Origin of the sequence: Acetomicrobium hydrogeniformans ATCC BAA-1850, from assembly GCF_000160455.2 — a bacterium.
Classification (GTDB): Bacteria; Synergistota; Synergistia; order Synergistales; family Acetomicrobiaceae; genus Acetomicrobium; species Acetomicrobium thermoterrenum.
The window spans coordinates 2,048,587-2,068,685 of record NZ_ACJX03000001.1 but is presented as its reverse complement, the minus strand read 5'-3'; the positions used below and the strand labels follow the sequence as shown (position 1 = coordinate 2,068,685).

Sequence of the window (20,099 nt, the reverse complement as noted above, 5' to 3'; positions counted from 1 at the left end):
TGCTAAGTAAATTTAGATATTTTATTTATTATTTTCGAATACATTCTTTTAAGAGATAAAGAGCCGCAAAAGAATGCCAAATATGATATTGGTATTATTAGCGGCTCTTTTGCTATTAAAGGCATATTAAAAAATGTAAGGGAAGGTGGTAATATGTTAGATTTTCTTAGGCCGGCTACTCCAATCGAGCGTATGTCTGACGACAAAATTCCAAGCAACTACAAGAAATATCGTCTTCAAGTCTTTGTTAGTATTTTCATTGGATATGCAGCTTATTACTTTATCCGAAAGAATTTTAACATGGCCGCACCTTATTTAATTGAGACATACGGCTATTCCAAAGCTCAAATAGGCTTTGTCGGTTCGGCATTGGGTTTTGCCTATGGAATAAGCAAATTCGTCATGGGAAATGTGTCTGATAGATGCAACCCTAGATATTTTCTATCGGTAGGTTTGATATTAGCGGCAATAGCTAATATAATGCTCGGTTTTGCTTCATCTGTTCCTCTGTTGTTCGTTATGATGCTGTTAAACGGATGGTTTCAAGGCATGGGGTGGCCGCCGTGCGGGCGAACGCTTGCGCATTGGTTTTCTCCAAAAGAACGTGGAACATGGATGGCAGTATGGAATGTTGCTCACAATGTCGGCGCAGCCATGGTCCCAACAATTGCTCTTGCTGGATATACTCTTTTTGCAACCTGGAGGGGTATGTTTTATTTTCCTGCATTAATCTCAATTGGGATTGCATTATTTGTTATAGTCTTTTTGCGCGATACCCCTCAATCTGTCGGATTGCCGCCAATAGAAGAATATCGGAATGATTATCCTGAGATCCAAATTGATCCCAAAGATATGGAGCGGGAGCTAAGTGGCAGAGAAATACTTCTTAATTATGTTCTTAACAACAAATATATATGGTACATTGCTATAGCAAATATATTCGTTTACCTTGTTCGTTACGGGCTGCTGGATTGGATCCCTGTTTATTTAAAAGAAGTCAAAGGCTTTAACATAAAGGAGGCTGGCGTTACTTTTGCTCTCTACGAATGGGCTGCTATACCAGGTACCATTGTAGTGGGCTGGTTAAGCGACAAAGTTTTTCATGGCAGAAGAGCGCCTATGGCTATTATATGTATGATAGGTGTAATGGTAGCCGTTTTTCTTTACTGGAAAAGCGAGAACATGTCGGCCATTAATATTGCCATAGCATTTGCAGGAGCCTTGATCTATGGGCCTGTAATGCTCATAGGCGTGGCAGCTCTTGATTACGTTCCTAAAAAGGCAGCGGGGACTGCGGCAGGATTGACAGGGCTTTTCGGATATGTAGGCGGCAGCGTAGCAGCAAGCTTTATAATTGGCATTATCGTCGACAAATTTAGTTGGAATGGCGCTTTTTTTCTCATTATTGCCTCATGCCTGTTGACCATAATATTTCTAATACCCACTTGGAACCTCTCAAAGCAAAAACCAGCGTCAGTTTAATTTTTTCTTTTTATTTTAAAGGGCGTGGCTGATGTATATGCACGCCCTTAATTAAGTATCCTAAAAAATTTATAGGCAATTATGATGCCTGTAAATATTGCAGAGCCAAAATTTCGTTGACAAGTTTTGCCAGCCGGAAGTAAAATTTTTGTTGCTCTCTTACGATAAGGGATAAAGATAACTATCACGAAAGGAGTGTTGCACTAATGTGGGAACACAGAATAACTATCAACGAAGTAAAAGAAATTCGTTCACGCGTATTGGATTACTTTGGAGTCGGAGCCATCAAAAAAATTGATGAGATAATGAAAAATCTGTCGGGGCAGGGCGTCAAAAAAATCATCTGTGTAACTGGACACGGATCGTACAAGAGATCCGGTGCCTGGGATTATGTATCTGAGGCTTTTAAGAAATATGGGATTTCCTATGTAATTTACGATAAGGTTACTCCCAACCCGACTGCCGATTCGGTTGACGAGGCCACCAAGATGGCCCGCGATTTTGGCGCCCAGGCAGTTGTTGCCATAGGGGGAGGAAGCCCCATAGATGCCGGCAAGAGCGTAGCGATACTCATGGTATACAAAGATCAAGATGCCCGTTCGCTTTATCAGCTTAAGTTCAACCCGACTAAAGCTGTACCTATCGTAGCCATCAATTTAACACACGGTACAGGTACCGAGGTCGATCGCTTTGCGGTTGTAAGCATTCCTGAGCTCAACTACAAACCGGCAATCGCTTACGACTGTATCTATCCCATGTATGCTATCGATGATCCTGCTTTGATGACCGGTCTGTCGGCGGATCAGACGCGCTACGTTTCAATCGATGCCATAAACCACGTTGTAGAGGCAGCTACCACCAAAGCAGCAAGTCCCTACTCTATAATGATGGCTAAGGAAACCGTAAGGCTGGTGGCAACTTACTTGCCCCAGGCCCTGTCACATTCCGAAGACCTCACTGCTCGCTACTACCTGCTTTACGCATCCATAATAGCCGGTATCAGCTTCGATAATGGCCTGCTTCACTTCACTCATGCCTTGGAGCATCCGCTTTCGGGAGTAAAGCCGGAGCTCGCCCACGGGCTTGGTCTTGCGATATTGCTTCCGGCCGTGGTAAAGCAAATCTATCCTGCTTGCGCCGAGGTCTTGGCTGAAATTTTTGCACCAATTGTTGACGGTCTAAAAGGAATCCCCGCAGAAGCCGAAAGGGCAGCCCGCGGGGTCGAAAAGTGGCTTTACGCAATGGGTGTTACATCCAAGCTTGCCGACGAGGGATTTAAAGAGAGCGACATCGATCGTCTGACCGACCTTACTATGACTACACCGTCTTTAGACGGTTTGCTTGCCATGGCACCTATCCGGGCAAACAGGCAAGTCATCCGTACGATCTATGTCGAATCGATGCGCCCCCTCTGCTGCAGCTAAACTGATTTAGTTCAGAGGCTTCAGGGCTGCCCTCTGCACACCCTGCGTATTGGCGGCCCTGAAGTAGGACAACACCTCTTCGAGCTTTCTGGCCCCTTCGTCCAACCCTACCGCATCACGGGCAATTGTTTCAGCAGTCTTGCCGATCTCTTCAAGAGCTGTCCGCATGTCTTCCACCAGTTCGGCCATCCTGGTAGCATCCTTGGCTATCTGGTTTGTCGCTGAGGCCATTTCCTGAGTGGAGGCGGACTGCTCTTCAGCTATTGAAGCCAGAGACTGTATAGAATCGTTGATCTTAGTAACCTGTGCTGTGGCATTCTCTAAAGTCTTTTGCGTTACCTCCACGGCGTTTATGACCTTCATGGTGGTGTCCACCGTCTCCTTTATCGTAGTTGCTGTAGCAGTGGCGTTTACGTCCAAGTCGGACATGAGTCCCTTGATTTCCTGAGCCGCCTTTGAGGACTGCTCGGCCAGTTTGCGTACCTCTTCGGCCACGACCGCAAAGCCTCGTCCGTGCTCTCCTGCACGTGCAGCCTCTATGGCAGCATTTAAGGCAAGCAGGTTGGTCTGGTCGGCTATGCCCGTTATGACGTTTACGAAGTCGGTGATGGAATGAAGCGAAGACACGAGATGATCGGTCTTGTTCACGCTGTCGCTTGACATGTCCCTTACCACTTCAAGCTGTTTGGTGCAGCCCGTCATCTGTTCGTTTGCTGCCTCAACGGCGTTTATGGCGTTCCTTGCAGCTTCTGCGGCATCCACTGCGCTTTTGGCTGCAGACTGAGCGCCGCTTGCCACTTCCTCTATGCCTGCGCTGGTCTCCTCTATGGCGGCTGAGTTGTTTTCCGCCAGTGAGTATATTTCCTGCATGGAGCTGTTTATGTTTTGAAGCGATGCCGTAATTTCCTGGGTGGCAGAGGCCATATTTTCAGAGGCATCCTTGTTTTTGGCGCTGATATTGAAGGCCTCGGCGATGACCTGCCTTAGTTTATCTACGGCATCTTTGCATGCTGCAGCTATCCGACCTATTTCGTCCTGAGTTTTGACCTCAAAGCTCACGTCTAGGTTGCCCTGACCAAACCTTTCCACAGAGCTTGTGATGGCGACAAGCGGCTTGGTCGTCCTGGAGGCCACGTAAAAGATTATGAGGCTTACGAGTATAAGTGCTATGACTATGGTTATGATTACCGGGATTACGCTTTTTGAAGCCATGCCGTTAACGACGCTTGCAGGTATCACTACCATGGTGCTCCAACCTTGAGCATACTCTAAGGGAGCGTAAAATACCTTGAGCTTGTTGCCGTTTGGATCGTAGACATCGGCCACGCCTTCTTTGCCGGAAAGCACTGCCGATCCAACGGCAGACAGCCCCTTGAAGCCCTGGGAATCTGCCTCAGACAGTTTTAGCTTCATGATGTAGTTGGCATTTGGGTGGGTAACTACGGTTCCCGTGTTATCCACTATGACGACATAGCCATGGCCCAGGGGTTTGAAGGAGCTGACTAGCTCTGAAAATCTTTCCAATGAAACATTAAAGCCAACTAGTCCTACGCGCTGTCCATCTTTGATTACGGGGAAAGCAATGACAAATGCCGGTTTTTGTGTGCCCAACGAAATTACCGCTTCACTAATTGCATAAGGCGCACCCTGCTCAAATATTACCTTATAATAATCTCTATTTGATATGTCCACAGTTTTGTTTGTAGTGGTTTCAGTTCTTCCGTCGGGCCAAGACAAAAAGCCGCCTTCAAAAGCAGACTCTGAGTCAGATAAGTCATGTAAAGCCCCTTTGGCTTCTTCCCAATCCATGGACCTAACTCGAATTGTCTTCGCTATGGATTCGATTCTGTTCATCAATCCGTGAATGGTTTCATCAATATCCCCTGACACAGCCTTATTAATCTGGCTTGTCAGGTCGAGCGTTACACCCATAACATTTTTAGAAACTTCAAAGTACGAAATTATCCCGATAACCACAAATGATACCACTACAACAGAAAGGACATAAACCAGGATCTTGGTACGTATAGACCTCATTAAACATCCCCCTTAATCTTTACGCTTCTGTAGAAAAATCAATTTGTTTACCCCTTGTGATTTATTCTATATGATTGCAAAATAAAAAGAAAGGCACACATTGAATTTATTACAAAATACCCACCATTTTGGTATATGGCAGTCCTAAATCAACCATGCTGATCGCTCGTCAAACTTGCTTATCAAAGATCCTGCCCAAGCTGTTATAATATCTTAGCCGGTGCAAAACCGGTGTTTTAGCGCCTGATTTCAGGCCAATGGTGGCAAAATATTAATAGCGTTCCTTTCAAAAAAAGTTAAGAGAAAAACAAAAGGCACTGGCAGAACTTCTTAACAGCAAATTTTGCCTGACACCTCAGGAAGAGGAAAAGATATTCTCAGTTAATGATGAAGCGAAGCTGGATGCAGCGCTTGAGGCCTTAATCGATGCTAAACTGAAGTCTGAGGTGTTAAAGGTACTTGAATTTTAACTTCAGCGACAAATTGCAGTTTAATTAACAGATAGAATAGGAGAAGGATATGTATTACGGCGAGTTTAAAGCGCCAAAGGGAGTCATCAAAGTTTCGCTTGCCCTGACCGGAGGGGTTATATCTGAGATTCACCTAAGCGGTGATTTCTTCATGTATCCCGAAGAGGCACTCGACGACCTTGAGCAGCTGTTGGTCGGCGCTAAAGCAGAAAGGGCGGAGTTATCCAAGCTGATTGAGCATTTTTACGAACAAAGGCAAATTCAAGCGCCAATGCTTACGCCCGACTGCTTTGTTGAGGCCATAATGAGGGCCGTTAGGAGGTAAATCATGGAGGGCTGGAGGATTATTCCTTTAAGGGTAGACGATCCCTTCTACAGCATGGCCATTGACGAGGCCATTTTAAAACTTAACTCAGAGGGGAGGTCTCCTAATACATTGCGGTTTTGGAGGTGGCAGCCCTCGACCGTTTCGATCGGATATTTTCAAAGCCTGGAGCGCGAGGTCGACCTGCAGGCAGCAGACAAACACGGCGTAGCCGTCGTTAGGCGTTTAAGCGGCGGGGGTGCCGTGTTTCACGATCACGACGGCGAGCTTACCTACAGCGTCGTCTGCAGGCAGGAGGATTTGCCCCGCGATATCATGGAGTCCTTCAGGGTGATATGTGGTGGGCTGATCAAGGGGCTCGATCGCTTGGGCCTTGAAGCTCGCTTTGCCCCGTTAAATGACGTCGAGGTGGGCGGCAAAAAGATCTCAGGCAGCGCACAGACAAGAAAGTGGGGAAGCGTCCTGCAGCACGGCACGATACTTGTTGACCCTGACATCCGATTGATGTTCGAGTTGTTAAAGGTAAGCCCGGAGAAGATATCGGACAAGTTCATCGCATCCGTTTACGAGCGGGTAACGTCACTTGCACGAGATCTAAAGAAGCGCCCGAGCTTTGAGGAGGTAAGAGATGCAATGTGTGGGGGCTTTGCTGATTCCTTGGGTGCGTCTTTCGAGGAAGGCGACTTGACGCCTGAGGAAATAAACTTAGCGGAAGAGTTAAAGGCAAAATACGCCTCAAAAGAATGGCTCATGAAGCGGTAAAGGTGCAGGCGGAATGAAAGAATACGAAACGACAGCCGACAATAAAAATAATTTTTATGCCTTCTACCCAAAACCATTATTTCCCTCCCTTTCGATAACGGCAAAAGCTTGCGCCATGCACTGCAAACACTGCAATCGTCACTACCTCGAACATATGATCCCCTGTAGCGATCCCGCAACCTTTTACCGAAAGTGCCTCGAATTCGACAAAAAAGGATACAAGGGAGTGCTTGTAAGCGGCGGTTACAACGAAAAGGGGTGGGTGCCTTTGGAGGGCTTCGTCGACACATTGGCACGCATCAAGGGCGATACAAAGTTGGTGATAAACGTCCACTGCGGGCTTGTTCCCGAAGGTCTTGCCCGAAGCCTTGGCCGAGCCGGCGTCGACGTCGTTTCCTTTGACTTGATAGGCGATGACGAAACGATAAGGGAAGTCATAGGTCTTGACAAATCTGTTGATGACTACGTTAGCACCTTGGATTATTTGATTGAAAATGTCTCCTACGTGGTGCCCCATATAACGATTGGCCTCCACGGGGGGCGCCTCAAAGGCGAAAAAAAGGCCGTTGAGATAGCCTGCTCAAGGAAAGTGAGCACCCTTGTCTTTTTGGTGTTGATACCCACAGGCGGCACGGCCTACGAGGCAGTAAGCCCTCCGTCGGCCGATGAAGTCGAAGGCGTAATATCCTACGCCCGTAGCAAAATGGAAGAGACAAACATTTTCCTCGGCTGCATGAGGCCCCGGCAAACAGAATACGAGCTTCGGGCCCTCAAGGCGGGCGTAAACGGGATCGTGGTGCCGAAAAAAGAAACCTTGGAAGCGGCTCGAAATATGGGTTTAAAACTTCAAAAAATAGACCTCTGCTGTGCCGTCCCAATGGAGATAGGAGGGTAAAAGTTGGTCAAATATGTAAGGGTTGCGCTGGGCACCGCTGCTGTTTTAGGCTTTTGCAAGGTTAAAATTGAAGTTGCCCCCACCACGGCCCATCTGCTGGTTTACAGCGAAAGCAAGTGTCTTGCCAACTGCATGTTTTGCCCTCAGGCAAGAGAAAGCCTCGCCGACAGCGAGATGCTTTCCAGAGTGGAGTGGCCAAGGTTTTCGCTGGACGATGTCATCGAAGCGCTGCAGAAATCAACCCATGCTTTCAAAAGGGTATGCCTTCAGTCCGTAAATTACCCCGGCGTCGCAGAGGACCTTATCGAAATAGTTTCGACGATAAAGAAAGCCTGCGATCTTCCCCTTTCCGTCGCGTGCCATCCGATCCCGCCAAAGGACATAAAAAGGCTGACAGATGCAGGAGCAGAGCGCATAGGGATCGCCTTAGACGCCGCCACCCCCGAACTTTTCGAGAAAATAAAGGGCAAAGGAGCAAAATCTCCCTACCGCTGGGAGACTCACTTAAAGGCCCTTGAGGAGGCAAAAAAACTCATCGGCAGGGTGACAACCCACCTCGTAGTCGGCTTGGGAGAAAGCGAAGAAGAGATGATAAGGACAATTCAGATGCTTTACGACCGCGGTATAACGGTAGGGCTTTTTGCCTTTACGCCCGTCAAGGGAACCCCACTTGAAAAATGGCCGAGGCCTAAAGTTTCAAGCTACAGAAAAATCCAGATGGCACGCTACCTCATAGCAAGCGGCATCGCAAGAGCAGATGACATGAAATTTCAAGGCGGATGCTTAAATGATTTTGGCGTTGACGAAGCTACGCTTGAGCTTGCCATAGAAAGCGGCATCCCCTTCATGACGTCAGGATGTCCTAATTGCAACAGGCCCTTTTATAACGAATCTCCCCTGGGCCCAATCTATAATTTCCCTCGAAAGCCCACAAAAGAGGAGATAGAATCCATCAAGAAAGAGCTCGGCTAAATGGACTACGAAAAGTAGTTTGCCTGCGTAAATTAAGTATTTGCTGGGCATCGCACTATTGAAGATGCAAGGAAGGCGTGACGGGCTTTTATTGAAAAACGTTATCCAACATGAAAAGGGAGATATGTTCTTCTTAAGACATCGCTTCCTATGTACCTGATCACAGACTTGCCATGCAATACGACTTATAGATCAACTATTGTTCCTACATGAAGCTGCTTAAAGCGGTCACCGAGCGTTTTAGAAAATTCGCATAGTGCGGCCATGCCCGTGCAATGTCCGGCTATTATCTCATGTATGTCAAGATCCACAAAGGCGGCGGCGGTTTTCTCGATGCGCTCTCTGGAGGCTTTAATCAGATGAAAGCCGCCGATAACTACATCTACACGGTCCTCCTTGGTTATCTCCTTCGAACGGTCGATTATATTTACTATCCCAGCGTGACTACATCCCGAGACTACAGCAATGCCCTTCCCAGCTACCTTTATGATGAGCGAAAGATCATCCCGTATTTCGTCAGGCACTATTTTGCCTTCCTCGATATTGTAAGTTCCTATGCCCTGATTTTCGAAATCCCGTTTCCTGGGAACTTCACCAGTGGTCGTAACGCCGGGCATTATTGCGAAAGGTTCCTTGGTAAGCATAAGCACACCTCCGGCCGCCTCTATGGCCTCTTTTCCGTTTTCTCGCGTAATCCCAATATTGTGGATGAAGGAATCGAAAGAGTAATTGGGCCGGAAAATATCCGGATGAGCGATCACTGGGATATCTTTTTTCCCGATGGCTTTAAGTATTTCCACTAGACCCTTAGTATGATCGTAGTGGCAGTGAGATAGAACAACGGCATCGATGGAAGAGGGCTGGATGCCAAGAAGCTCCATATTATATAAAACAGGAAGCCCGGATTGGCCCGTGTCCATGAGGATTCTGCGATACTCTCGTCCCGATTTGACTTCGATGAGCAGTGAAATACCATGTTGAGCCAAAAAAGAAGTATTTTGTCCCGCATAGTCGTCGAGAATAACAATTATTCTCGCAGCATCGGCTTCCTTCTTTCGTTCCATAGTATCGACCCCCTAAATTATATTTCTGTCGTTTATTGTAGCACTAAAGAAGAGCTTGAACTTACGAGCTGATGATAACTGAGGCTTTATCCTTCAAACTCATCCTTTTTCCGTCTTGAGGGATCAACTTCCACATAAAATCACCGGACAAACCCATATAGCACGAAATGCCCTTCATGCTGAAGTTGTCCAACTTTACTGAAAAAGGTTCTGCTTCAAACCTGGCAAAACCGTCGGAGTAAATTTTTGTTACGTGCCCTATCCTTACCTCTTCGATATAAACGGGATCGCCGATCTCTGCCCTTACGCGTGTCAGCACGCCTCCAAAGCCGTAATGCGGCAGACCTCCGTCTAAAATCCCAATGCCTTTGCCAACTGTAACAGGCAGGCCGGAAAATAAGCCCATCCGGGCAGTAGGGCCTTTAAGGAGCGTGTAATTCGGCCTTTGGACGACGACTTTACCCTGAAAGCTTGATGCAGGAAGCACGCCGTAAAACTTTTCCCATTTCAAGGAAGCGAAAATGGGCATGCCTCCCTTTGCCCTGATCAGATTGTCGCGCGGCCTGATTTCGACGTGCATATGACGATCGGTCCAGGAGTCGAAATGGCCGTTTTTTACCATCTCCCCCAGAGTCTGGCCAACCTTTACGCAGTCGCCCACCTTGACGATTGGTTTTACATGGAGGATGCGAACGAGATACTCCGAGGTCACCGGCGTTTGGATGGCGATCAAGTATTCCTTCGTGGGCATTTGAAATTGCTTCGTCCTTGGGGCTATAAATTCATAAATATACGTGACATTTCCCTCTACGGGAGAGGGTGCGTCATGAGAGAAAGGGTAAATGTCGACAGCTTTGTGTTCGAAGTGCGCGGGGTAGGGGCTGTTGAAAAAAGTCACCCTGTTTGACAGTTGCGCGTATATCTTTATCCCGCAGGAACTTGCGATCTCAACAGGCAAAAAATATCTCCCCTCATTAAAATCTTTGAAAAATCCGCAGCACAGATCGATTAAACAACACAAACAACAGCAATTATACAACTCCCCCTATCTATCGTCCCCATATTATCTTTCGTAGTGCAAATATAGCAATTTATCGTAGATATATAAATAGGGAGTTAAAATACAGTTAGTTTGTATTGACAGCTTACATACAAGTATTTTAGTATGCGTGCAGCTTAAGTGGAGCTTAAATTTAGCAAAGAAAGGCATTCGTTGATTTACGCTTCATGAATCACACCGACAAACCGAAACTTGTGATTTATCATGTAGTATGATAGACAAGACCGCACCAGCCATCTAAGTATATAAACATGGAGGTAGATATGTCGTGAAGATGAGTTTTCGTTGGTTTGGAAAGGGATATGACCATATAACGCTTGAACAGATCAAGCAGATTCCCGGGATGGAGGTAGTTGTAACCAGCTTGCTCGACATACCGGTTGGTGAGGTGTGGCCAATAGAACGCCTCAAGGCCCTAAAGGAAGAAGTCGAAAGCTACGGCCTAAAGCTTGAAGTGATAGAGAGCGTAAATGTGCATGAGGATATCAAGCTGGGGCTCGAAACGCGGGACAGGTACATAGAAAATTACATAAAGACCATGAAAAACCTCTCCCAAATAGGCGTGAAGGTGATCTGCTACAACTTCATGCCCGCCTTCGACTGGCTTAGGACGGAGTTAGAGCAGCGATTGGACGACGGCTCCAGGACCATGGCATATAGGCACGATTTCGTATCCAAGATAAATCCTGAAAACTTTGCCGAACAGTTCATGGAACAGTCGAAGGATTCAGAACTTCCCGGTTGGGAGCCAGAAAGGCTTAAGGAAATCTCAAGGACTATAGAAAGATACAAAGAGATGACAGAGGACAAGTACTGGAAAAATATCAAATATTTCCTCGATAAGCATAATACCTTCCGCAGAGGAGTGCGACATAAAGATGGCCATACACCCCGACGATCCGCCCTGGCCGGTGTTTGGCTTGCCAAGGGTCATAACGGGAAGGGAGAACATACGCAAATTTCTGGACCTGAACAAAAGCAGGTACAACGGCATTGCCGTTTGCACTGGTTCTCTCGGCGCTAACAGGCAAAACGACATCCCTGCTATCATTAGGGAGTTTGGTAGGGAAGGCAGGATCCATTTTGCGCACATCAGAAACCTTAAATTCACCTCCGAAAGGGATTTCTATGAAAGCGCACACCTCTCCAAATGCGGATCCCTTGACATGTTTGAGATCGTAAAGGCCTTTTACGATGTGGAATTTGACGGATACATGAGGCCGGATCACGGTAGGATGATATGGAAAGAAACAGGCCGCCCCGGTTACGGGTTATATGACAGGGCATTAGGCGCAGTTTACCTGCAGGGCTTGTGGGAAGCGATAGATAAGATGACAAATAAATATAGAAACCCGGCTTTTTAGTATAGTTTTAAAATATATTTTGGCCTAAATCTTGAATTTTCGCCCGATCTTAGAAATGGAGTGCTTCCATTAATGAAAAAGAATGCGAATCTTTACGATCCATCAGTGGCATCGCTTAGCGAAGAGGTCACTGAGATTCTTTATGCCGACGAATGGGTGCGCATAGAGCGCATCATTTCGACAGGCCAGGCATCTCCCGAGGGGTTTTGGTACGACCAAAAAGAAAATGAGTGGGTGTGCGTCCTCGAAGGACAGGGAGTTATCCAGTGGGAGGACGGCAGCACAAAAGTGCTCGAAAGGGGAGAATGGGTCTTAATCCCCGCTCACGTCAAACACCGCGTCCTTTCGACAAGCACCGCTCCGCCCTGCCTGTGGCTTGCCTTTTTCTGGAAGTGCTAACCCTCCTGTAAATATTGGAATAAAGAAGATAATTGTTTTATAGTATAAGTGTCGGAATTGCCGGGTTGCATGGCCGATGACGAAACATATGATGAGGCTGTAAAAGCTTTTGTTGTGATCAAGGAATGGATAGAAACTGCAAAGCAACTTGTCAGGGAGATTCCTGAGCTTAAATCCTAGCTGCTTTATGTATAGCTACGACCAAAGGAGTGATGTCATTGGATACGGTTTCTTTGCTTAAATGTCTTTCAAGCGCTGACAGTCCTTCGGGCTATGAGGACGAAGTCCTGAAGGTCATCGAAGAAAACATCAAACTCTACGTCGATTCCGTAAGAAAGCACAGGATGAACGCACTTATAGCCGCTAAAAAGGGACAAAACGGCAAAAAGCTTGGGATATTTGCCCATGCTGACGAGATAGGGTTCGTCGTCGCAAAGCTTGAAGAAAGAGGTTTTTTGAGGGTTGAGCCAATCGGCGGCATAGATCCAAAGGTGGTCATCTCCCAAAGGATGAAGATATTCACCAAGCAAGGTGTCGCCACAGGAGTTGTAGGCTTTCTTCCTCCTCACCTCCAAAAAGATGATCAAAAAGATAAGGTCCCCGATTACAACGACATTTACGTCGACGTCTCCTGCAGCCCCTTAAGCGAAACCGTAAGCGTAGGAGACATTTGCGTCATCGAAGGAAGGTGTGCCTCTTTAGGCGACAGGTTCTCGGGTAAGGCATTGGACAACAGGGCAAGCTGTGCTGCCTTAATCTTGGCTGCTAGCGAGCTTGAGACGATAAAAAACAGGGCTGACGTTTATTTCATCTTTTCAAGCCAGGAGGAGATCGCAGGTCCGGGGGCGGTCTCCGTCGCGTACGAGCTTGGGTTGGACGAGGCCATAGTGGTAGACGTCACCCACGGCAACGAGCGTATCCCGCAGATGCCCCCGATTAAGATCTCGGAAGGTCCCGTATTGGCAGTCGGGCCCGTCATAAACAGGGAGTTTTACAAGGCCTTATGTGATGTGGCAAAACGTCACGGCGTAAGGACGCAGATCGAGCCCACGCCCGGGAGATCTCATACCGACACGGACGAGGTACAGCTTACGAGGTCGGGCATAAAGACGGCGCTGGTCTCCATACCGCTCATGTACATGCACACGCCCGTAGAATTGGTCGACCCCAGCGACGTGGAAGAAACGGCACGCCTGCTGGCATTGGCAAGCACCGTAAACCTTTAATGAAAGGGGTGAAGGCGTTGTACTTAAAGGAATTATCCGAACTTGACGGCGTCTCGGGAGACGAGGGACGCGTCAGGGATTTTATAAAAGAAAAAATAGAAAGCAAGGTCGATAGTGTCAAGGTGGATGTGCTGGGCAACTTAATTGCTTTCAAAAAAGGGACTAAATCAAACAGAAAGTTTTTGTTGGCTGCCCACATGGATGAGGTCGGCTTCATGGTGACAAACATTGAGGATGACGGTACGCTGTCCTTTGCCCCCGTAGGTGGCGTCGACCCCCGGGTCGTCGTTGGAAAACACGTCAGGATTAAGGGAGAGCTGCCCGGAGTCATCGGTTACAAGGCCATACACCTTCAAAAGAAAGACGAGCTGCTGGCATCACCCAAATTCGAAAACCTTCGCATACATATAGGTGCAAGGTCAAAGGAAGAAGCCTCACGTAAAATAGAATTAGGAGACTACATCTCATTTGCGACGGATTTCAGGCAAGAACATTCCAGGGCTACGGGCAAGGCCTTCGACGACAGGGCAGGTTGCGCCGTCTTGATGGAGGTAATAGAACAGGAACAACGTTACGAGGACGACCTGTACTTTGCCTTTTTGGTCCAGGAAGAGCCGGGCCTTCGGGGAAGCGCGGTATTATTTGAACAGCTTCAACCCGACTTGGCCTTGGTGATCGAGGGGACCACGGCAGGAGACGATCCCGGCCTTCCGGAACATCAGTGGGCAACTCACCTGGGAGACGGCCCCGCCGTTACCTTCATGCACAGGGGCTACGTGGTAAATAAAAAGATCTACGAATCCATACTGCAGGTCGCCCAAAAATACGACATCAAGCATCAATATAAAAGGAGGACCGCGGGCGGAACGGACGCTGCGCGATTGGCAAAAACCGGCGGGGGAGTGCCGGCTGGCGTCATTTCAATTCCGGCCCGATACATCCATAGCCCTTTGTCCATGATCGACCTGGGAGATTTTGAAAACACGGTCAAACTGGTAAGAAAGATCTTAGAAGAAGGAGAGGGTTTTGCAAGATGATAGATCTAATCAAAGAACTGACAGAAAGTTACGGCCCAAGCGGCAGGGAAGAGGAGGTCCAAAGAGTCGTCCTTAAACACCTTGAAGGCCACATAGATGGACACAAGTTCGATTCCCTGGGCAATTTGCTCGTCTGGAAAAGGGGAAGAGACAACAAAGAGGTTCTCTTGGATGCCCATATAGACGAGATAGGACTCGTGGTAACGAATATAGACGATAAGGGGTTCCTCAGGGTGGAGCCCGTTGGCGGAGTTTCTCCCTATACCTACGTGGGCCAAAGAATAAAGTTCCCCAAAGCCACGGGAGTGGTTTACTACGAGGGTGAGACACCCGAGGAGCAAAAGAAAAATTTATCTAACCTCACCTTTGACAACCTCTTCGTGGACATCGGCGCCGGCGACCGCAGTGAAGCCGAAAAATTGGTCTCAATCGGTACGTTTGGCGTCTACGATTCCTATTTTTACAAAAACGGCAATTTCCTGACTTCCAAATCCATGGACGACAGGGTGGGCTGTGCCGTTTTAGTCGAAGTCTTCAAGAATTTAAAGCACCACAGGCACACGGTTATAGGCTCTTTTTCCGTTCAGGAGGAAATTGGGCTCGTCGGAGCCTTTGTATCGGCATACAGTTTTTCACCTCACATTTGCGTAGCCATTGATGTCACCGATTCGGCCGATCATCCCAAAAGTCTTAAAAGGCATGCCATGGCGTTGGGCAAAGGCCCTGCCATAAAGATGAAGGACAAGATGTCCATAAGCCACAGGAAGGTCGTCGAACTGCTGGAGCAGGCAGCACAAAAGGCAGGCGTACCTTACCAAAAGGAAGTTTTGACCTTCGGCGGTACTAACGCTGCCGCACTTCAAAGGACGAAGGAAGGCATCCCTTCCGCGACGCTTTCAATACCCACCAGATACGTCCACTCTCCAAGTGAGACGGTGAGCCTAAGCGACGTAGAAGGAGCGGTAAAATTATTGGTAAGCCTTGTAGATTTAAATATCTGACGTTAAAAATGCCCCCGATGGGACTTTACCCATCGGGGGCATTTTTATATCTTTATTTTATTTTTTCCAGAGCCTTTAATACTTTTTCTTTGACTTTGTCGTCGGGTATCCATTTCGTCCATAGGTCTTTGTATTCTTTGAGAAACCATACTGCGGTTGTTTCGACATTGGCATTATTCTGCTGCATGTATGCCAAAGCTGCGTTGTTTTGCTCCAGAGTGGTCTCGTAATTTGCCAAAAAGCTAAGTATCTCCGTGTTATTCTTGAGAAAATCGGCGTTGATGCCGATGTGAACACGGGCGGCAGGAAATTCGCAGGCATAGCCCGCCTCATCGTTCCACTTTTTTGGATCGTAGGGCGGTTCCTCAAGACGAGTCATATTTAACATTCCCATAATCCATTCGGGTTCCCAGTAGTAGGCGAGAACAGGTTGACCTTTGTTGTACGCCGTTACTATCGCCGTAGCCAGGGAAGTTTGCGAACCCGGACCAAAGGGCTCGAAGGTTTCGGTAAGTCCGTAAGCTTCCAGTTTCTTTAAGTTAATATCATGAACCACCCACCCCGGGATTGCGTTGTAGAAGCGCCCCTTATTCGGTTTTTCCGGGTCTTTGAAAAGTTCCCAGTATTTGGGAAGGTCGTAGACCGACCTCAAATCCGGAGCCATAGGTTCGATCCCCCTCTCTTCGTCGCCTTCGATGACGAAGGTGGGTACGTACCAACCCTGAGGCGAGTCAGGAAAAACAGGACCAAGGTCGATGACTTTTTTATCCTTTCCTACAGCTTCATTGTACCAATCTAAGACGTTATCGATCCACATCTCCATGGCTATGTCGACATCCCCGCGTGCTAGTCCTGTCAGTCCTGGCACGGTTTCGGCGAAAATGTAGTTAGGCTTATAGCCGTATCCGTGCTCCAGGACGAAACCCGCTATTCTGTTGTGCATCTGTACGCTGCTCCAGCTGAAATCTACAAAGGTAACCGTTTTATCCTTTGCCGGCGCTGACCCTGCAATACAAAAAACCGCAATTGAAACAGCGCAAAAAAGTGCGAAAAGTTTTCTCATTTACGCATTCCTCCCTTTGTATTATTTTATTTACTATTTAGCGCCTCGGATTAGCGCCTCGGATTAATGCATCGGGTTTGCAAGAAAATATAGGCAAATCGGTCGGCGATCTCGTAATGGGCATCGCGAAATGGGTACTACGAAAATTTTATGAACTTTGGGAAATCGAAAGGCTAAAATTACAGAAGCAAGCACTATAGTAGATTTTATATTACCAAAATTTTTACGTGCTTGTCAAAAAAACTTACGTTCCGTCGACAGGCCAGCACAGCGGCGCATATCCTTCAATGCCTTCGGAAGTTTTTCGATGAAGCGCCTTCTAGAATCATCAAAATCATCTAGGCTCGTAATGCAAAAGACTAAACAGTCAGGCCTTTTGATGTACCTTACGGCAATGCCGTCTTCCTGGGCCGGGCCGTAGCCTGCAGAAACCAACCCTTCGCCCGAAGTAGTGGATGATGTTATCCCGATATCCTGCAGCACCTTCCAGGCAGGGCATTCGTATATTTTTGGCTTTTCGACTAACGCTTTCTCACCTACCTTTCCCTCGGCTATAGCCTCAAGAAGTCCCAGATGACCCTCCAGACCTTTGCCGTCCATGCACAGCCTGGCACGAAAGCTGTGAGCTTTTATGGCTTTTAGCATGGCTGCATTGCGCGCTCTGTCGCTTGCAGCAGGATCGTCGACAAGCCTAAGGAAAGCCCCAGTCCAGGAATTAAATGGCCTCATTCCCTCCGTTCGTCCTTTCCAGAATTGCCTGAGCATAACCGATTCAAAAGTAGTTTTTACATGCCTCCAGGCTCTTTTTTGCGAAAGAAAAAGAGCAGTTTGGACAAAGCCGTCGGGACTCAACTTAAGCCTTTTAATTTCTTCCTTCCCGAAATCTTTGAATTTAATTACGCTCAATTTCAACTTAGAAAATGCTTTTTCTGCTTCTTTTTGAGCTTTCAACAATATATCTTTGACATAATCTCTTTCCGGTATATTCACTTCTGTCGGGGAAGGAGCGGCCCCTGTTTTGAGCCTTAAGGTCGCAATCTCTTCATTTAAGAATTTGACGAAACGACCCATGGGCGTGCCGTCCCTCTGAGAGTGCTCGAAGTTTATGCCGATTCGGCCCTTGCCCAAGACTACCACCTGCAACGACTTGTCAAACCACCTGCTTTCAGGGGGCCCCAGAAGGACACTTAAAGACAGCTCTTCTAGCGTCATTTCCCTCGGTTCATCGAGACAGAGCACAAAAAGGCTTTTTTCTATTGCTTCGATAGCTCTTGCGACCTCTTTGCATTGTATAAGTTTATCGCGGATCTCGGCCCACTTCGATCGGGGCAGAGAGGTAAGCGCTGATAGAGGCACTCTTGCAGGCCGCCTGGATTGCTCCATAATGATTCGAAAATTGCGAGCAAGACCTTCGCTTGGCACAATATTTTCGCCGTTTAGGACTTTTTGAAGGAAAATATGGCCGTTACAAAGGACGGCTATATAGTCGGTATCGCTTTTCAGATTTCGATCCATATCCTTTCCGGGGATGCGTGTAACGCCGAAGATTAAGTCGTATTGTTCCATTGAAAGAAGGCGGCCATTCCAACGGTCAGGTTTTAGATCTCCCCTTTTTATTTTCAGGTGAAATTTAAGGGCAGCTTCCACCGCCATCGCTGAAAGCTCGGCATTATCGATTTTAAGCTTTTCTCCTTCGACTTCCAGCACATAGAAGGGATTGCAGTTAGCGGGAAGGGGATGTCTGTTGGAGAGGTACCAATTTTCCCAGTAGGGCATCCACTTTAAAACGTCCCTTTGCTCAGGATAAATTCTGTCAAGTTCGCCCTGAAGGAGATGTCCCTCTCCACTGGACGACAAAAAACCCTCGACAGCCCGCATGCTTTCGCGGTAAAGATCTGCAGAAAGCATAGGGCGCGCCCATTCGAGGAGCCGACTGCAAGTTCTTTCCAGGGGGGAAAAGGATAAAATGGGTATTTCCCGTGAATGTGCTATCACGACCGATTCACGTTTAGTTATCAATTCCCTCGATCCTCCCTTAAATTTGCTCGAGAGATCTGGCGATTTTTTCTTGGACCTTTGGATCTGCTATCCAGGATCTCCACAGTTTCGGATGGGTTTTTAAAAACCATTCGGCAGCATCTTTGGGAGTGACTGAGTTTTTCTTCATATATGCCAGCACTTCGTTGGTAAGTTCCAGAGAAGTTCTGTAGCGTTTGAGCATCTCCTCTATCTCGGGATTTTCTTCGAGAAAATCGCGATTGGCAACTTTCAACACCCTGCACTTGGGCATTTCGCATGCTCCTGTATCGTTCCATACTTTTTCATCGTAGGGCGGTTCTTCGAGCCTCGTCATGTCGTACATTCCAAGAAGGGGGGTAGGCTCCCAGTAGTAAGCCAGAACAGGGTTTCCTCGTTCATAAGCTCCGGCAATAGCCGAAGCCAGGGCTGCTGCAGAGCCGGTGTAGAAGTTTCGATAGGTTTTATCCAGTCCGTAGGCTTTGAGGCGTTTTTCATTTATGACGCTTATTATCCAACCCGAAGGGCCGTTGTTGAAGCGTCCCTTTGTTTTGAGCTCGGGATCTTTGAAAAGCTCCCAATACTTGGGCAGATCTGAGACGGATTTGAGATCCGAAGCCATGGGCTTGATGCCCCTCTCTTCATCTCCTTCGATGATGTAAGTTGGAACATACCATCCTTGAGGCGCGTCTGGGTAGTTCTTTCCAAGGCTTATGATCATCCCGCGTTTTTTGGCCTCTTCCCAGTAGGAAGCTGCGTTGTCAACCCAGGCCTCCATTGCTATCTGAATATCGCCCCTCTCCAGTCCCATAAAGCCCGGCACTTCCTCGACAAGCATGTATTCGACTTCACGACCCCAGCCATGTCTAATCAGATAACCGGCTATCCTATTGTGTACTTGAACGCTCTCCCAACTGAAATCGGCAAAGGTTATTTTGCCGTTGTCATTTTGAGCAAAACATTTCTCGGCTCCTCCTGCTGCGACAGTAAAAACAAAAACTAACCCCAATATCAAATACAATGTTTTTTTCGTTAAACTCATCCTAAAACCCCTTTCTTGACGTTTTTTATTTCAAATTCTAGTTGTAGCACACCATTAACTGCATACAAAGGCCTTCTGTAAATGCAACAACCACCTCCTTGTATGTCTGTCATATATAAATGAAAAAGGATATATAAAACTTAATATAATTTATATAATATGGCTTGCCTTATTTTTGATAATCTATATATTCATTAAAAGAGATGTCCATGAAATAATAGCGATATATATGTGAGCCTTCAATGAAAAATTAATTGCCCTTTCCGACGAACGACTCTACAAACTCGACGGCCAAAGCAAAGATTTCTCAACATAAATCTGCTTAAAACAGAAATCAGCAAACCTATACGATCAGCTTGCAATCCTTGACTTACGCCAAGGCAACAGCTTTGGTTTTTAAGATATGCAATTATAATACAGGTTTTGTAATAGATTCTGATTTAAATATTATAACACATGA

At 47.1% G+C, this 20,099-nt stretch carries 17 protein-coding genes and 1 pseudogene; 12 read left to right on the top strand and 6 right to left on the bottom strand.

From position 1 onward, the window contains the following. The first annotated feature begins 153 nt into the window (after positions 1-153). Together pgtP and HMPREF1705_RS10255 are read left to right on the top strand one after the other, a co-directional pair. Positions 154-1,482: an MFS transporter gene (pgtP, locus tag HMPREF1705_RS10260; protein ID WP_009200855.1), complete on the top strand. Its 1,329-nt coding sequence runs from the start codon at positions 154-156 to the stop codon at positions 1,480-1,482. A 206-nt stretch (positions 1,483-1,688) separates the two neighbouring features. Continuing rightward, a complete protein-coding gene (locus tag HMPREF1705_RS10255) occupies positions 1,689-2,906 on the top strand; it encodes an iron-containing alcohol dehydrogenase (protein WP_009200856.1) in 1,218 nt (405 codons plus the stop codon). A gap of 6 nt (positions 2,907-2,912) precedes the next feature. Here HMPREF1705_RS10255 and HMPREF1705_RS10250 read toward each other — a convergent pair whose 3' ends face one another. Next, positions 2,913-4,943 carry a methyl-accepting chemotaxis protein gene (locus tag HMPREF1705_RS10250; RefSeq protein WP_009200857.1) on the bottom strand — a complete coding sequence of 677 codons (2,031 nt, stop codon included), beginning with the start codon at positions 4,941-4,943 and terminating at the stop codon, positions 2,913-2,915. Between the two features lie 519 nt (positions 4,944-5,462). Between HMPREF1705_RS10250 and HMPREF1705_RS10245 the strand changes: the two genes are divergently transcribed. From HMPREF1705_RS10245 to HMPREF1705_RS10230, 4 genes are read left to right on the top strand one after another with little or no spacing between them, the layout of a single operon-like run. Next, positions 5,463-5,738, top strand: a complete 276-nt coding sequence (locus tag HMPREF1705_RS10245; RefSeq protein ID WP_009200858.1) for a lipoate protein ligase C-terminal domain-containing protein — start codon at positions 5,463-5,465, stop codon at positions 5,736-5,738. A 3-nt stretch (positions 5,739-5,741) separates the two neighbouring features. Then, on the top strand, positions 5,742-6,500 hold the full coding sequence (locus HMPREF1705_RS10240; RefSeq protein ID WP_009200859.1) for a lipoate--protein ligase family protein: 759 nt from the start codon (positions 5,742-5,744) through the stop codon (positions 6,498-6,500). A 13-nt stretch (positions 6,501-6,513) separates the two neighbouring features. After that, positions 6,514-7,395, top strand: coding sequence for a radical SAM protein (locus HMPREF1705_RS10235; protein ID WP_009200860.1), 882 nt, complete (start codon positions 6,514-6,516; stop codon positions 7,393-7,395). A 3-nt stretch (positions 7,396-7,398) separates the two neighbouring features. Then, on the top strand, positions 7,399-8,367 hold the full coding sequence (locus HMPREF1705_RS10230) for a radical SAM protein (protein ID WP_009200861.1): 969 nt from the start codon (positions 7,399-7,401) through the stop codon (positions 8,365-8,367). A gap of 185 nt (positions 8,368-8,552) precedes the next feature. Here the strand turns inward: HMPREF1705_RS10230 and HMPREF1705_RS10225 are convergent, their stop codons facing one another. Next, positions 8,553-9,431: an MBL fold metallo-hydrolase gene (locus HMPREF1705_RS10225; protein ID WP_009200863.1), complete on the bottom strand. Its 879-nt coding sequence runs from the start codon at positions 9,429-9,431 to the stop codon at positions 8,553-8,555. Positions 9,432-9,492: 61 nt separating this feature from the next. Then, the gene (locus HMPREF1705_RS10220; RefSeq protein ID WP_009200864.1) at positions 9,493-10,389 is read right to left on the bottom strand and encodes a peptidoglycan DD-metalloendopeptidase family protein; all 897 of its coding nucleotides are present in this window, start codon (positions 10,387-10,389) and stop codon (positions 9,493-9,495) included. A gap of 376 nt (positions 10,390-10,765) precedes the next feature. Between HMPREF1705_RS10220 and HMPREF1705_RS11110 the strand changes: the two are divergent. The 6 genes and pseudogenes from HMPREF1705_RS11110 to HMPREF1705_RS10195 all read left to right on the top strand — a co-directional run. Next, positions 10,766-11,275 (top strand): annotated as a pseudogene (locus tag HMPREF1705_RS11110) (mannonate dehydratase); the annotation flags it as partial. Between the two features lie 94 nt (positions 11,276-11,369). Next, on the top strand, positions 11,370-11,855 hold the full coding sequence (locus HMPREF1705_RS11105) for a mannonate dehydratase (protein WP_242603585.1): 486 nt from the start codon (positions 11,370-11,372) through the stop codon (positions 11,853-11,855). Positions 11,856-11,927: 72 nt separating this feature from the next. Then, positions 11,928-12,254, top strand: a complete 327-nt coding sequence (locus HMPREF1705_RS10210) for a cupin domain-containing protein (protein WP_009200867.1) — start codon at positions 11,928-11,930, stop codon at positions 12,252-12,254. 212 nt (positions 12,255-12,466) lie between these two features. Then, positions 12,467-13,480 carry a M20/M25/M40 family metallo-hydrolase gene (locus HMPREF1705_RS10205; protein ID WP_009200868.1) on the top strand — a complete coding sequence of 338 codons (1,014 nt, stop codon included), beginning with the start codon at positions 12,467-12,469 and terminating at the stop codon, positions 13,478-13,480. 8 nt (positions 13,481-13,488) lie between these two features. Continuing rightward, positions 13,489-14,517, top strand: a complete 1,029-nt coding sequence (locus HMPREF1705_RS10200; protein WP_242603584.1) for a M42 family metallopeptidase — start codon at positions 13,489-13,491, stop codon at positions 14,515-14,517. After that, complete coding sequence (locus HMPREF1705_RS10195; RefSeq protein WP_009200870.1) at positions 14,514-15,518, top strand: M42 family metallopeptidase; 1,005 nt, start codon at positions 14,514-14,516, stop codon at positions 15,516-15,518. Before HMPREF1705_RS10200 ends, HMPREF1705_RS10195 begins: the two co-directional genes overlap by 4 nt. Positions 15,519-15,570: 52 nt before the next feature. Here the strand turns inward: HMPREF1705_RS10195 and HMPREF1705_RS10190 are convergent, their stop codons facing one another. The 3 genes from HMPREF1705_RS10190 to HMPREF1705_RS10180 all read right to left on the bottom strand — a co-directional run bounded on the left by HMPREF1705_RS10190 (position 15,571) and on the right by HMPREF1705_RS10180 (position 19,639). Continuing rightward, positions 15,571-16,581 (bottom strand): ABC transporter substrate-binding protein, encoded by a 1,011-nt coding sequence (locus HMPREF1705_RS10190; protein ID WP_009200871.1) that lies wholly within the window; start codon positions 16,579-16,581, stop codon positions 15,571-15,573. 234 nt (positions 16,582-16,815) lie between these two features. Beyond that, positions 16,816-18,600 carry a choline/carnitine O-acyltransferase gene (locus HMPREF1705_RS10185; RefSeq protein ID WP_040347914.1) on the bottom strand — a complete coding sequence of 595 codons (1,785 nt, stop codon included), beginning with the start codon at positions 18,598-18,600 and terminating at the stop codon, positions 16,816-16,818. A gap of 16 nt (positions 18,601-18,616) precedes the next feature. After that, a complete protein-coding gene (locus HMPREF1705_RS10180) occupies positions 18,617-19,639 on the bottom strand; it encodes an ABC transporter substrate-binding protein (RefSeq protein WP_009200874.1) in 1,023 nt (340 codons plus the stop codon). Positions 19,640-20,099 lie beyond the last annotated feature (460 nt).